The following is a 14,352-nucleotide window of genomic DNA, read 5'->3' as shown; positions in this document are numbered from 1 at the left end:
CACAAAGATATCGAATATCTCAAAGAAAACTTCGATATTAAACTCGAAATGCTAGAAAAAGTATTAAAAGGCGAAATTATAGCTGCTAAGACCGAACTTGATAATAGGATTGATAATACCAAAAGTGAATTAAAATCGGATATTAAAGACCTTGATAATAAAATTGATGCCGTTGAACATAACTTAAATGTTAAGATTGATACTAAATTTAATGAACTTGATAAAAAAATTGATAATACTAAAAATGAATTAAAGTCGGATATCAAAGACCTTGATAATAAAATTGATGCCGTTGAACATAACTTAAATGTTAAGATTGATACTAAATTTAATGAACTTGATAATAAGATTAATACCATTGAAAACAACCTAAATGTTAAGATTGATACTAAATTTAATGAACTTGATAATAAGATTAATACCATTGAAAACAACCTAAATGTTAAGATTGATACTAAATTTAATGAACTTGATAATAAGATTAATACCATTGAAAACAACCTAAATGTTAAGATTGATACTAAATTTAATGAACTTGATAATAAGATTAATACCATTGAAAACAACCTAAATGTTAAGATTGATACTAAGTTTAATGAACTTGATAATAAAATTGATACCAATAAAATAGAATTCACAAATACACTAAGATTACATAAATGGATGCTTGGAACTATTATTACCATATGTATAGGAATTTTGTTAACACTGATATTTAAGTAAAGCAGAAATTTTGGACAAAATATAAATTACTAATTCTATAGTCTAAAATTACAGAAATAGTAATTCACATAAATTAAAATAACATCATAACTCTACAAAATTACTGGCTTCACCTTTTTAGAACCTTTAACTCACTTAGTTTGTTGTTATCCTTGCTAAATTTTTTCTTCTAAAAAGAATAAAGTGCCTTTAAATTCATCCCCCTCTAATGACAAATCAACACTAGATTCAACACTATCCAATGGTAAATCACCCTCAGATTTCTATATATCAACCTTAAATCTTTTTTTCTAAATTACTAAGAAAATCTCCTTATAGTCTTGCTGCAATCTATCCAAAAGACTATTCATCATAAAACCTATTTTAGTTTCACAATAATAATCTCCATCTACTTGATTAATTGTTATATCAAGATTATCTCTATATTTCTTTGCAACTCACTCCTTAAGATATGCATAAACATACTCATAGCCAAAATCCTCAGGACTAAATACTGAAAATTTAACTATTGTTTTTCCAGCACCTCTTCGCTCATATAGGCTTTACAAAGCCTATCTCACTTCTCGCTTAATGTGTAGTCTTTTCGCTAAATATCGCAAATAAAATCTCATATCACGTCTCCTTTTCTTTTATAATTTTATTCCCTTCTTCTGAAACTACAATCCCCAAACTAGATACAGACAATCCCTTACTTGTCTTAAATCCTGAATAATTAGTTTCAAATTCAATATCCATCTTAGGCAATAATCTGTATGAAATGTCAGGGGCAAAATTATTTGATACATCGTCTATTATATTCACACCAGTATTGTCCGTTATACCTTGCTTTAATGTATCAGAAATAATGATATCTAAAGAACGGTTTTTTGCACAAATTTGTCTTTCTTCAGCTTCACTAAACACCACCACCCTTTCCTTCGTTTCAGAAAGAGGTATTCCATTTTCTGTTGTACTCACTATACAATCATCCTTACATTCAATATCCTCGTTTGACAATGACTCAGACAAAATGTTTGGGGGCGTTTTGTTCAAGAAGCTGTCTGTTTCGTTTAATTGCACGTTATCGCCTATGTTTTTCTTCAAAGTCACTAACATACTTTCTTTTGCACGGTTCTTTAAATGGGCTCGCTCCTCTTCTGCCCTCCTAAGCCTCTCTTTTCTCTCTTTGGCTTCCTGTTTAAACAACCTCTGTAAATATTCTTCTCTTCTCAGTAATTCTAACCTGCGTTTCTCTTTTTTTTCTAGATTCGTTCTCTTTACTTTCGCTTCTGTTCCTTTCTTTCCTGCCTTTTCTGTTGCATAAATGCGCAAATTTTTCTTTGTTTTTTTCCCTTTTTTTTCTAAGAATTTTTTTCCAACACATATGTTCTCGCCATAAACTGTTTTTTCAACGAATCGCTTTTTGTATTTATTAGGGTACCAATCTCTAAATCGGCCTTCCCAAATGATTTCATAATCGTTTATTATTCCATCTTCTCTTTTCATCATCATCCACACTTTGTGTTTGTACCTATTCACAAATTGCTTTAAAAAGTGTTCCAAAACGTCTTCAAGACTGTATTCAATTCCATAATCAGTTATTGCTTGCTCCAGATTTAACAGCGCATTTATGTATGTCGAGTCGTTGTTGCTCATCTCTTTTATTTGCTTCACATACTTTTCGCTGATTTTGTAGTCAGATAGCAGTCTTGTCTCAACATCTTTTCTTGTTATTTTGCACTTACTTTTCTTTTTTTCATAAAAATCAGCTTTTTTTAAGAGCATTTCTGAATTCTCTTTAGAATTCTTTTCTTTTATATAGCTTATTTTAGCTTTATTAATTACATGCGGATCTTGCACATGCGACATTACGATATTATCTTTCTGTTCATTATGTTCATTTAAATTAAATTGACTTTCATCTGTTTGGGGTTTTTCATTTTTTTTAGAGTTTGTATGCCAATGCTGCATTGTATCTTCTATATCTTGGTGAAAATCGCTGACGATTCTTCTATTTTTTAGATTTTCTTTCAGACGTTCTTTTAGAAATTCTAAAATTATTTCTTTGTGTTTGTGTGCAAATTCCATGTTTTGTATATAGTGGGAAATGCTTCCATTGCCAACGCCAAGCCTTCTGATTTTGGATTTAATCAATCCTACTTTATTTAGAATTTGGATATCTCTTTCAATAGTTCGTTTACATACCTTTTTATATCCATCGTTTTCTAATAGTTTACTTACCATATTTTGTACATCGCTAGCTGAGTATTCTTCAATGCCGCTTGATTTTTTGTAATCTTTATTTTTAGTGTCTATTGTCCAATAGATCTTAAGCATTCTCTTATATCGTTTGAATGTTTTGATTATTTGTAATCTGACTTGAGATATGGGGATATTTGTTATCTCAGGTGATGTTTTGTATTTGTTTAAGTCTACAAGATCTTTTAGTATTGATTTAATTTGGCTTTTTGTGCCGGTTGATTTGAAAAATTTTTCATCTTTTGTTATTATATTCATAATTACCTTTTAATCCAAAGGTTGGATTTTTGTTTTCTTTGGATTATTTTTTTTATTGTATATAAAAATTTCACTTTTGACTAGTCGTGTCGAGGTGATTTTTTTTATATAATTTTTGCTTGATATATCTTATAAAAATTGTATAAGTATAGTAATTCAGGTGCTGGTCTCGTGCAGTTTTTATGTTGTTTTATAATTAGATAGGGTATAAAGAGTTAATTGGGATTTAAAGATGGGTGTTGAAGTAAAGGAACTAGTAATTGATGAATTAATAGTTAAGAGTTCATTTAAATCTGGAGAGATTTGAAGAGAGATTGTTATAGTTTGACGTTTGGTATGTAGAGTATCAGTTACTATGTTCTTTTTTGAGATAGAATTGTGTATAACTTATGATAGGGTGATTATGCTCAAAATTAATGTTGGTGAAGGGACAGTTGATATTAGGACTAAGTTTGATGAAAAAATAGATTCAGTTTAGGTTAGTCTTGATGAAAAGAATATACTAAATACTAACTTGTGGTTTAGGGGTGGTCAAATTTGATGTTAAGGTAGATGAATTGAGTATTGATTTATGCTAGACCTAATCTAAGTTGACTTTGATTAAGAGTAGATTGGGATTTAAGGATTGTTATTTTATCTTTGGCGTTTATTTCTGAACTTGTTGTGTTATATTTTGTAGTGCAAGTATTTGTGATATTAGGAAAATATTGAGGTGTGTTGTAATTTCATGGAAGGATAATCACTTAACGAAAGTTATTATCCTTCCATGTTGATTTTCTATGTTGATTATTGTCATCACAAAGTTATAGAAGGTACTTTATTGTTTCTTATAATATAGTAACATAATTGTAGAAAGGTTTTTGATGATGAGTAAATATGATAAACAAGGTATGAATGTTGAATTTAGTATTATAGATTCTTGGAGATTTGGTGTTGAATTTTTTATTCGTAACATTTGGTTAATCATGTTTGCTTTGTTTTTATTTTTCTTTAATGTATTGCATTCTTATAGAGGGATTGTAAGTTATAATGTTGGCAAACCATTGTAACTTGTATTTAACATTACCATTTACAATAGTTATTATAATGGTACCATCTTCAATGTTATTGTGTTTTCTGTATTTGTTCAGAGAGTGTGTAGTTGATGGTGTTATAAAAGCTTCAGTGTTTGTGTACTTAGAAAAAGTTTCAATATTTTTGTTGTTAGTGATAGAATTTGTAATTCAGTCTATGAGTTCGTGGATGAGTTTTGAAATTTTTTTTAGTCTGATGTTTGAGGATACTATTAGGGATGCTGTTTTGAGTGTTAAAAAAAAGTCAGAGTGAGCAAGAAGAAAGGTATTCGTAAATTACTTTCTGATAAAGAAGGGATAATAGAGAGTGAAATAATTAGTGTTGATGTTAAGATAAAGAATAATAATGATCGAATATAATAAGCATTAAAATTTGGACTATACATATAAGACTATGAAGAAAGATTATTTGAGAGGACTTGAAAATTCAAAAACAGAAAATAAGGTTTTGTTTCATTAAAGGGATGAATATTTGAATTAGCTTTTATAATTTTACCAATTGGTATTCTATCAAGTAGTACTAGAACTTAAAATTGACTCCTAGCTTTTTTGTTAAAATCCACTTATTATATTTTGAGATCTTTTTTTAATAGGCCAGGAGGGAGGGAAAAAGAAGATGAGAGGAATTAGAGAAGTAAAAACGAAAGAAGAAATGAGAGGAGGTATTGGGAAGATTAAGAAGATTATCAAGAGAAGTTTGCTTATTATTATGATTTTGGGAATTGTGGGATGTGGACAACAAGAACAGGAACCAGGGAAAGAGAATGGCGTTGGAAGTGGGATAAGTGGGGCAATGATGGAAGTTGGGAGGAGTGCTGAAAATGTCTTTTATGCTTTTTTGGAGTTAGTTTTTGATATTTTGGGACTAAAGATACAACTCGGGATAAAGTAGGAAAATATTTTAGTAATCTAGGTAAGAAACTTGGAGATGCATCAAACGAATTAGGAGAAGTAGCAAAAAAATCAACAGGAGGTGATAATAAAAGCAATGCATTGGACAATCCAATTAGAATTGCAGTTGATTCAGCCAAGGAAGTTTTAGGTGTATTGAAAGGACATTTAGATTCTTTAAAGGATATAGGTGATGCTAATAAGGTGGTTAATGTAACAACTAGCCAAAACGGAGTGGCAGCAAATGAAGCTGAATTAAAGAAGGTACATAATTCATTAAAAGGCATAGTGGATGTAGCTGAAGGAGTAGGTGTTGAAAAATTAAAAGAAAGCAAGTTAACTTTGGCCCAACAATCAATAGGAGTATCATCTTCAAAAGATGGAGCCAAGGTCTTAACAGTAGGTGCTGCTGGAGCAACTGTGGGAGATAAAGCAACAGCAATAGTATCTGCAGTGAGTGGAGAAGAAATATTAGCAGCGATTGTTAAGAGTCAGTTGAGGAAGATGCAACTGGAACAATAAATTCGGCTGTAAGTGGTACAACAGGTGCAATTAAAGTTTGCTAAAGGTGGAAATCAAGCAGATCATTTAGCGCAAGATACAGCGCTAGCAGGTGCAGTTAGTGGAGGAATAGTGTTGCGTTCTTTAGTTAAAGATGGTAAGTTAGCTTTTCATTCTGGTAACGATGACAAAGCAGTACAATCAGTGGGAATAACAGCAGTAAACAAGTTATTTCTAGCAGTAGAAGAAATAATTAAAAAGACAGTAAAGAGGACACTTGAAAAAGTGAAGGATGCAATAGATAGAACAAGCACTTTGAAAGTAGCAAGTCAATAATATGACCAATAGTTAGAATTAGATTTTTACAGGGAAAAGTGGAAGACAAGCTTAAAGATGTGTTTAGTTTGTCTTCTTTTGCGTTAAATGAACAATGAGAAGTAGACATCATGTGACTAATTTATTCCAATGTCTGTTATTTATTAAAAAATAATATGCTTGCAATTTAAGTAAGTTGAATAGGTAATGAGAATTAATGATGATAATATTCCTGTAATTTTTGATAGAAGCATATCTGAGGCTAGGGCATAAGGAAGACATTTTCTATATATTAAGGAGAATTGTTTTTCTATTGTTCTGAAGGAAGATGAGAGGAATTAGAAGGACTTATTATAATTAGTTTGGTTATGGTTATGGGATGTAATAGTGGGTTGTTAGCGGAGAGAAAGAGGGATTAGAGAAGGGGAATAGTTTTTAGATTCTTTAGTTAAGATCGGTCAAGGGTTTCAGGAGATTTTTAGTAGTTTTGGAAGTGCTGTTGGAAATACCATTAGGAATTAATGCTATTAAATTTGATGATAAGAGAATTAAGGTAAAGGAATATTTTCAAAATCTTGGAGATGGATTACAAGGAATTAAGGATAAATTAAACGAATTTTCAAAAAAAGTGGTTTTTACTTTTCATTTTGATATTACTGGTGTTAATTCTGTTATTCAAGGTTCTAGCGTAATTTTTGCAAAATTAATAGCTTGCTGGGGTTGTTGGTGATACTGGCATTGGTGATGCTAATTCTGCTGGTGGTGATATTGCTGCTGACAAAGTTAGTGTTGATGCTGTTATTGAAGGAGTGAAAGAGCTAATTGAGATTGCTAATAACGTTGGTGTGAAGATAAATGCTGGAACTGCTGGTAATTCTGTAAATAATGTTGCCGGTGCTGCGCCTGATGCGCTTGGTGGTAATGCTCTCAGGCTTATGCTAATTCTGGTCCTAAATTGGCTTTTGAAGTGGCCAAAGCTGATCCATGGGCAATGATTGATGAGATTAAAAATGCTACTACTGTTGGCTTTGTTGCTGCCAATGATAATAATTACTGGACAATTAGCTACTGGAGCTCCAAATGCTAATGGTGCTAAGGCCCGGCTACTAATGCAGATTTAGCAGCAGCTGTTGTGACTAAGGGTGGTAAGTTTACTCAACCTGCTGCTAATGAAGATGGTGCAGTGAAGGCAGCAGCCGCAAGTGCAGTAAATAAGGTACTAGGAGTATTGCATGTAATCTTTAGGAAAGTAGTAAATCTTGAACTTGATAAAATTAAAGAAGCTGTTAATGGAATAAAATACTCTGAGACTACTGGAATTAATGTTCCGGAAGATGGTATTATTCAACCCACTGTTACTGAATGAATACATAAATAATAAGCAATAAATAAACCAAATAATAAGGTCGAAATAGGGGAAACACTTTTTTCTTTGTGTAGGAGAGTTGTTTTGCTTTTTGATATTTTATTATGTTTTATTAAACATTTTTTATTTGTTCTTTTAACGGTTGAATTTCAATTTATATTTCATTAATTTTTATTTCATTTTTTCTGTTGGAGTAAAGTTATAGAAAAGAGAAGAAGAGACTCAATAAAAAAGATAAAAGAGACTCATAAAAAGAGAAGAAAGGAATGATAAAAGAAGAAAAAAAAGAGAAGTTAAAAAGAAGAGAAGGAAGTATGTATTCTGAGTAACTTTTTTTAGAAGGAAGGAGAGCTTATTTAGGAGAGCTTATTTAGATGAGATTCTTTAGAAGGTCTTATTTAGATGAGCTTAGTGAGGAAAGGGAAGAGAAGGGAGCTTTAAATAAGAGGATTTAAAGATTGGGGGGAATTAAAGAGTTGATTAAGGAGGGAAAAATATGATGAGTGGAATTAGAGAAATAAACGTTAATTATTATAAGAGAGTGGGTATAGGGAAGATGAAGAAGATTATCAAGAGAAGTTTGATTATTATTATGATTTTGGGAGTGATGGGATGTGGACAACAAGTAGAGAAACCAGAAGGGAAAGGGAAAAATTTAAATGAGGTGTTGATTGAGGTCGGAAGAAGTGCAGAGAATGTTTTTTATTCATTTTTGGGTTTAATGGCAGATATATTAGGATTTACAGCTAAAGTAGATACAAAGAAGGAAGATGTAGGGAAGTATTTTAACAGTCTGGGTGAGAAGATTGAGGAAGCATCAATAGAATTAGAACAAGTGGCAGAAAAAGCAATGGCAGATGTTGATAAAGATGGTGTATTAAATAAGACAATTAAAGATGCAGTTGATGCATCTAAGAAAGTTTTAAGTACATTAAAAGGACATTTAGAATCTTTAGGGCAAGTAGGGGATTCTAATGTAGTCGGTTATGCACATAATGCTCAAGGTGTAGGAACAGCACCAGATGGGCCTCAGTTGAAAGAAATGTTTGATGCGTTAAAGGGAATAGTGGGTATAGCAACAGATGTAGGTGTAAAAAAACCAACTTTAGGGGTTGCAACATTAAATGTAACTGGAGTAGATAATAAAGATGGAGCTAAGATATTATCTACAAATAATAATCCAGGAGCAGATGATGCAGGTAAAGCAGCAGCAATATTAGCAACTGTAAGTGGTGAGGAGATATTAGCATCAATAGTTGCATCAGGAGAAGGGGATGTAGCACTAGGGGCGGCTGCACAGGCAGATACAAGTGCAATTTCTTTTGCAAAAGGAGGTCAAGCAGATCACTTAGCAGGTGAAGCTAATGCTAAAGCGGCAGCAGTATCAGGAGGGATAGCTTTACGTTCATTGGTGAAGGCTGGTAAATTAGCATCAGGAGCGGCTAATAATGCAAAGGGAGGAGAAAAAGAAATACAAGGAGTAGGAGTAACTGCAGCAAATAAATTATTAGTAGCATTAGAAGAAATAATTAAAAAGACAGTAAAAAATGTTCTTGGAATAGTGAAACAAAAAATAGATAATGCAAGAGATTCACAGGTATCAGCGTCAGAGCCAAGTAAGAAGTAATAAGGCAGATAGTTTTAGATTATTTAGGAATGAGAATAGAAGGCAAGTTTATAGATGTGTCTAGGTTGCCTTCTATTTTATTGTAAAGAAAATTAAGAATTTAAATTTGGAGTGCTGTTAAAGAGTAATGAGGGAAATCCAGAATTTACTAATACATCAGAAAATTATAAGAAATTAGTTTGTAAATTTCTTGGTGAGCAATTTAATCAATCGTGTAAAAGCAGTATCTGGTGGATAACCATAATATAACCCATTATTACGTCCCATCATTCCTACCATCATCACATCATTAGCTCTAAGAGCAATGGCGAAGGATGGTAAATTTACTGCTAAGCAAAATGAAGCTGATTCTGTTCATGCAGTAAATGGTGCAGTAGCAAATGCAGTAAATAAGACACTCAGTACATTAATAATAGCAATAAGAAATACTGTTTATAGTGGATTGAAAAAGATAAATGAGTCATTAGCTGAGGTTAAACAGGAATATAAGGTAGCAGAAGCAGCAGCTAGTGTACAACAGTAAATAATTATCAATAAAAAAATTAATACTAAAAAAAGTTATTTGAAGGAAACGCTTATCTTATTCTTTGTGAAGTCATATAGGGAAGATGTTTTCTTGTTAAATTAAGTGATTTAATATATTTTCTTTGTATTTTTATTAAGCATTCATTTATCATGTGTGAATTTCATTCATTTTTTATTTATTCATTTTGATTGCGTTTTTTCTGTTGGAGTAAAGTTGATAGAAAAGAGAAGAAGAGACTCAATAAAAAAGATAAAAGAGACTCAATAAAGGAGAGAAGGGAACTTATAAAAAGAGAAGAAAGGAATGATAAAAGAAGAAAAAGAAGAGAAGGAAGTATGTATTCTGAGTAACTTTTTTTAGAAGGAAGATGAGATTAGTGAGGAGAGCTTATTTAGATGAGATTATGTAGAAGGTCTTATTTAGATGAGCTAGAGAGGAAAGGGAAGAGAAGGGAGCTTTAAATAAGAGGATTTAAAGATTGGGGGGAATAAAGAGTTGATTAAGGAGGGAAAATTATGATGAGTGGAATTAGAGAAATAAGAAGGGGAGAAGAGATGCGTGGGGGAATAGGGAAGATGAATAATATTTTCAAGAGAAGTTTGATTATTATGATGATTTTGGGAGTTATGGGATGTAATAGTGGGTTAGTATCGGAGAAAGAGAGATTAGAGAAGAAGAATAGTTTTTTAGATTCTTTGGTTAAGATCGGGCAAGGATTTCAGGAGATTTTTGGCGTTTTTGGGAATGTTGTTGGTGATGTGTTAGGATTTAATGTGGTTAAACCTGAAGATAATAGAAGCAAAGTGGGAGAACATTTTAAGAAGATCGGAGATGGACTTACAACAACTAAGAATAAGTTAGATGAGCTATCAAGTAAAATATCTGAGGCTAAGAATGCTGAAGAGGGTACAATTAAAGTTGTTGAGGATGCAATTAAAGGGGCAAGTGATATTTTTGAGCAACTAATTGCTGCTTTAACTAAACTGGCTAGTGCTGCTGGTAGTACTGAGATTGGTCATAATAGTACTGGTGCTGCAGTAGCTGCTGATAAAGATAGTGTTACTGCAGTAATTGAGAGTGTGAATGCAATTATTGAGGTAGCAAAGAAGTCTGAGGTAGGAATCAAGCCTGGAAATGCTGGTGGTAATGTTGCTGCTGGTGCTCAAGCTAATGCTCCTGCGGTACTTGGAGGTACTGCTAGTCAGGGAGCTGGTGATAAGCTAGTAGCTGAAGTATTGAAAGCAGATCCATGGGCAATGATAGATAAGATAAAAAATGCTAAGGCTGACAATGCTCAACTTGCTGGTAATAATAAAGATGCTGGAGCATTAGCTGTTGGTACAGCCTCTGCTGACAATAATGGTGCTGGTGCAGCTACTAATGCGGATTTAGCAGCTGCCGTAGCTCTCAAAGCCATTACTAGGAGTGGTAAATTTAGTGTAGCAGCACAAGATACTGAAGCAGTCAAAGGAGCAGCAGTAAGTGCAGTAAATAAGGTACTAGGCATACTTGATTTAATCATTAGGAAAACAGTAAGTAGCAAGTTAGATAAAGTAAGAGGAGCTATAAAGGGAATACAATACTTTGAAATTACTGGAACTGATGCTAATGAAGCTGGTACTACTCAATCTACTGCTATTAAATAAATTGTCAAACTAAATAATAAAGACAAGCAAGGAAAACACTTTTTTCTATATGTAGGAGAGTTGTTTTCCTTTTTGTGTTTTAGTAGCTTATAGTGAGCAACTACTAAGAATAAGGTGAATTAATGTTCGTTTATTCATTTTTATTTCATTTTTTCTTTTGACCTAAGCTTGAAAAGAGAAATAAGGAGGGAAAAAAATGAAATAAATAAATAAACGAGTTAAAAAAAAGGAAAGGGAAGAAAGAAGGGATAAGGAAGAGTAATGGGAGAAAGAAAAAGGATAAGTGGGGTTTTATTAAGAAAAATATGGTATTGATGATGGGATGTAATAGTGGGTTGATAGTGGAGAAAGAGAGATTAAAGGAGAAGAATAGTTTTTTAGATTCTTTGGTTAAGATCGGGCAAGGATTTTAGGAGATTTTTGGCGTTTTTGGGAATGCTTGGGATTTAATGTTGTTAAATCGGGAGATAAGAAAAGTAAGGTTGGAGAACATTTTAAGGAAATAGGTGATGGATTTATGACAATTAAGAATAAATTAAAAGAGCTAGAAGGTAATATATCGGTGGCTAAGAATGTTTATGGGAGTACAATTAAAGTTGTTGAGGATGCAATTGCAGTATCGGATAAAATTTTTGATAAACTAATTGGAGCTATAACTAAATTAGCTGGTGTAACTAATGATAGTGCTGAAATTGTTGAAATTGCTGATAATGCTGCTGCTGTTGCTTCTAATAAGGATAATGTTGATGTGGTGATTGCAGAAATTAGAAATATCATTGATGTAGCTGAGAAATCTGGAGTAAAGATTGAAAAAGGAAATGCTGGTGGTGAAGTGGCTGCTGCTGCTAATACTTCAGCTCCTGCTATATTGGCACACAATGTGGGTGTTGGTGCTGGAGCTACTGCAAGGTTAGCTGCTAAAGTTGCTAAAGCAAACCCATGGGTAATGATTGATAAGATAAAAGATTCTAAAACCAATACTGCTCAACTTGTTGCTAATACCAGTTATGATGCTGGTACATTAGCTACTGGTGGTAATGTTGCTAATGGTGCTAAAGCAGCTACTAATGCCGATTTAGCAGTAGCTGTTGTATTAAAGGCTATGACTAGATCTGGTAAGTTTAGTACTGCTAATAATGAAGCTGATGCAGCTAAAGCAACAGGAATAAGTGCAGTTAATAAGGTACTAGGAATACTTGATGTAATAATTGGGAGAACGGTAAGTAGCAATCTCTATAAGATAAGAGAAGCAGTTAAGGGAATAAAATATTCTGAGATTCCTGGTATTAATGCTTCAGATTTTGGTAATACTCAACCTGATGATAATATGGATAGTTATGGTGATGATGGGATGTAATAATGGAGTGATTAGGGAGCAGTTTTCAAATTCAATAGCGAATTGTTGCTGATATAAGAATAGAAGGGAATCCTAATGCTGTTGGAGTTGGGAGTGCAGTGAATAATACATAAATTGAAATCAACTTGTTAAATGAACAAATAACCAATGTTCAATCAAAAATACTAAAACGCTAAAAAGTAAAACAATTCGCTTCCATAAAGAGAAAAGTGTTTTATTTAAATGACTTTATTTCTTAGTCATTTATTTCTTATTAATCCTAATTATTAATTTTTAGATTCAGGAATCTTACTATCAGAACTTACAGGAGTATCATTAACATTGATTTTCATTACTCCCTTAATTCCCTTAAGTCCTCCATCAATTATTCTTCTTATCGCAATAGTTAATGTATCTAATGCTTTAACAACTCGCACACCCACAGCTGTTCCTTTAATTGCAGTATCAACATCACTACCACCAGAACTACCATTAGTAAAACTTACCATCTTTTGCCATCGCTCTTAACGCTATACCTTCCTGCTATAGTTCCATATTAACTTTAACAATAGCTCTCAAGATATCAGCTCCAGTTACGGCTCCAACTGCTTTTCATGCATCGGCTACTGCTTTTCTATCATCATTAGCAGCTCCAATAGTACCATCAAATAATTTACATGCTCCATTATATTTTCGTGCACCAAGAGCCTCAAGCTTTTTTATTATCACCAGCTTCAGCATCTCCTTCTTTTTCACCAAGTACAACATCTACAATATTCTTAATTCCCTTTACCAGATCCTCAACATCACTATAAACGCATTGAGTGTTACCAGCAGCAACATTACCAATTAAGTCATTAGCATCACTAGCAGTCTTTGCTCCCTCCATCATCTTATCAAGAATGTTACTAACTAATTTATTTATTTATTTATTTATTTATTTTGATTTTTCTGTTGATCTAGGTTTTGGAAGTACCGAGTAATCTTTGAAAAGAAAAAGGTGAATTAGCAAAATAAGAAAGGAAGGGAAGAGAGAGATGATATAGGGAAGATGAGAGGAATTAGAGGAATTATTGGAATCGGTATGGTGATGTTGGTTGTGGATGTAATAATGGAATGCTGGAAGAAGGTAAAGGAAAGAATAGATTTTTGCAGTTTTTGGTGAGCTTGAAAAATGAATTTATCAGTGTTTTCACGTCTTTTGGTGAAATGGTTGGGAGTGTATTGGGATTGAATTTGGAGAGTAAGAAATCGGGGATGTGAGGGAAATATTATTTTAAGACAGTGCAAGATACTGTGCAAGGGACAAAGGATAAGCCTGAAAAAATTGTTGCTTACATGAAAAGTGAAGGGAATCCGAATGCTACGGAAGTAGAAACTGCATTAAAAACACTAATTGAATATGTACTTAGTAAAATAATTGCAGGTGCTAAGGCTATAGTATTGGGGTTAAATGTTAATTCTAAGAAGTCGGATGTTGGGAAATATTTTAAGGCAGTGCAGGATACTGTGCAAGGGGTAAAGGATAAGCTTGAGAAAATTGTGGGTGATATGAAGAAAGAAGGGAATCCGAATGCGGCGGGAGTAGAGAGTGCAGTAAAGAAATTAGTTAGTGAAGTTCTTGATAAGGTTATTGATGGAGCTAAAACTGCTAGTGAGGCTATTGGTACTGATGGTGATGAACTAATTGGTAATGTTGCTGCTCAGAATAACGCTGGTGCTGCTGGGAATGTTACGAATTTAATAAAGGGAATTAAGTCAATAGTAGATGTGTCACTTAAAGGTTTGGGAAGTGATGAATCGGGAGATGATAAAAAAGCTTCAGATGGTTCTACTGCAAGAACTAATGGCA

Annotated in this window: 7 protein-coding genes and 6 pseudogenes; 11 read left to right on the top strand and 2 right to left on the bottom strand. The window is 32.9% G+C overall.

What is annotated here, in order from left to right; genetic code table 11:
• On the top strand, positions 1-723 hold a 723-nt coding region (locus U881_RS13130), incomplete at its 5' end, for a hypothetical protein (protein WP_024652931.1).
• Positions 724-1,335: 612 nt separating this feature from the next.
• Here U881_RS13130 and U881_RS11375 read toward each other — a convergent pair.
• Complete coding sequence (locus U881_RS11375; protein ID WP_024652930.1) at positions 1,336-3,219, bottom strand: plasmid maintenance protein; 1,884 nt, start codon at positions 3,217-3,219, stop codon at positions 1,336-1,338.
• Between the two features lie 863 nt (positions 3,220-4,082).
• Here U881_RS11375 and U881_RS13125 point away from each other — a divergent pair.
• From U881_RS13125 to U881_RS10245, 9 genes and pseudogenes are all read left to right on the top strand, one after another.
• Complete coding sequence (locus U881_RS13125) at positions 4,083-4,268, top strand: hypothetical protein (RefSeq protein ID WP_235048103.1); 186 nt, start codon at positions 4,083-4,085, stop codon at positions 4,266-4,268.
• Positions 4,249-4,545 carry a hypothetical protein gene (locus U881_RS13120; protein WP_024652928.1) on the top strand — a complete coding sequence of 99 codons (297 nt, stop codon included), beginning with the start codon at positions 4,249-4,251 and terminating at the stop codon, positions 4,543-4,545. Before U881_RS13125 ends, U881_RS13120 begins: the two co-directional genes overlap by 20 nt.
• Before the next feature lie 363 nt (positions 4,546-4,908).
• Entirely contained in the window at positions 4,909-5,184 is a 276-nt protein-coding gene (locus tag U881_RS13640) for a hypothetical protein (protein ID WP_407637294.1), read from the top strand.
• A 50-nt stretch (positions 5,185-5,234) separates the two neighbouring features.
• Positions 5,235-6,020: pseudogene (locus tag U881_RS10255) on the top strand (variable large family protein); the annotation flags it as partial.
• Positions 6,021-6,373: 353 nt separating this feature from the next.
• Positions 6,374-7,365 (top strand): annotated as a pseudogene (locus U881_RS10250) (variable large family protein).
• A 556-nt stretch (positions 7,366-7,921) separates the two neighbouring features.
• Positions 7,922-8,992: a variable large family protein gene (locus tag U881_RS0100520; RefSeq protein WP_038363033.1), complete on the top strand. Its 1,071-nt coding sequence runs from the start codon at positions 7,922-7,924 to the stop codon at positions 8,990-8,992.
• Positions 8,993-9,269: 277 nt separating this feature from the next.
• Positions 9,270-9,515: pseudogene (locus U881_RS0100515) on the top strand (variable large family protein); the annotation flags it as partial.
• A gap of 578 nt (positions 9,516-10,093) precedes the next feature.
• Positions 10,094-11,164, top strand: coding sequence for a variable large family protein (locus U881_RS0100505; protein WP_235048104.1), 1,071 nt, complete (start codon positions 10,094-10,096; stop codon positions 11,162-11,164).
• A gap of 305 nt (positions 11,165-11,469) precedes the next feature.
• Positions 11,470-12,521 (top strand): annotated as a pseudogene (locus U881_RS10245) (variable large family protein).
• 266 nt (positions 12,522-12,787) lie between these two features.
• Here the strand turns inward: U881_RS10245 and U881_RS11740 are convergent.
• A pseudogene (locus U881_RS11740) lies at positions 12,788-13,425 on the bottom strand (variable large family protein); the annotation flags it as partial.
• Between the two features lie 176 nt (positions 13,426-13,601).
• Here U881_RS11740 and U881_RS13810 point away from each other — a divergent pair.
• Positions 13,602-14,352 (top strand): annotated as a pseudogene (locus U881_RS13810) (variable large family protein); the annotation flags it as partial.

Origin of the sequence: Borrelia persica No12, from assembly GCF_000500045.1 — a bacterium.
GTDB lineage: Bacteria > Spirochaetota > Spirochaetia > Borreliales > Borreliaceae > Borrelia > Borrelia persica.
This window is presented reverse-complemented; position numbering and strand designations above follow the sequence as displayed.

Excerpts from the sequence above, each read along its gene's own strand:
- U881_RS11375 (WP_024652930.1), bottom strand. The coding sequence starts at position 3,219 with ATGAATATAATAACAAAAGATGAAAAATTTTTCAAATCAACCGGCACA.
- U881_RS13125 (WP_235048103.1), top strand. The coding sequence starts at position 4,083 with ATGATGAGTAAATATGATAAACAAGGTATGAATGTTGAATTTAGTATT.
- U881_RS13120 (WP_024652928.1), top strand. The coding sequence starts at position 4,249 with ATGTTGGCAAACCATTGTAACTTGTATTTAACATTACCATTTACAATA.
- U881_RS0100520 (WP_038363033.1), top strand. The coding sequence starts at position 7,922 with ATGAAGAAGATTATCAAGAGAAGTTTGATTATTATTATGATTTTGGGA.
- U881_RS0100505 (WP_235048104.1), top strand. The coding sequence starts at position 10,094 with ATGAATAATATTTTCAAGAGAAGTTTGATTATTATGATGATTTTGGGA.
- U881_RS13640 (WP_407637294.1), top strand. The coding sequence starts at position 4,909 with ATGAGAGGAATTAGAGAAGTAAAAACGAAAGAAGAAATGAGAGGAGGT.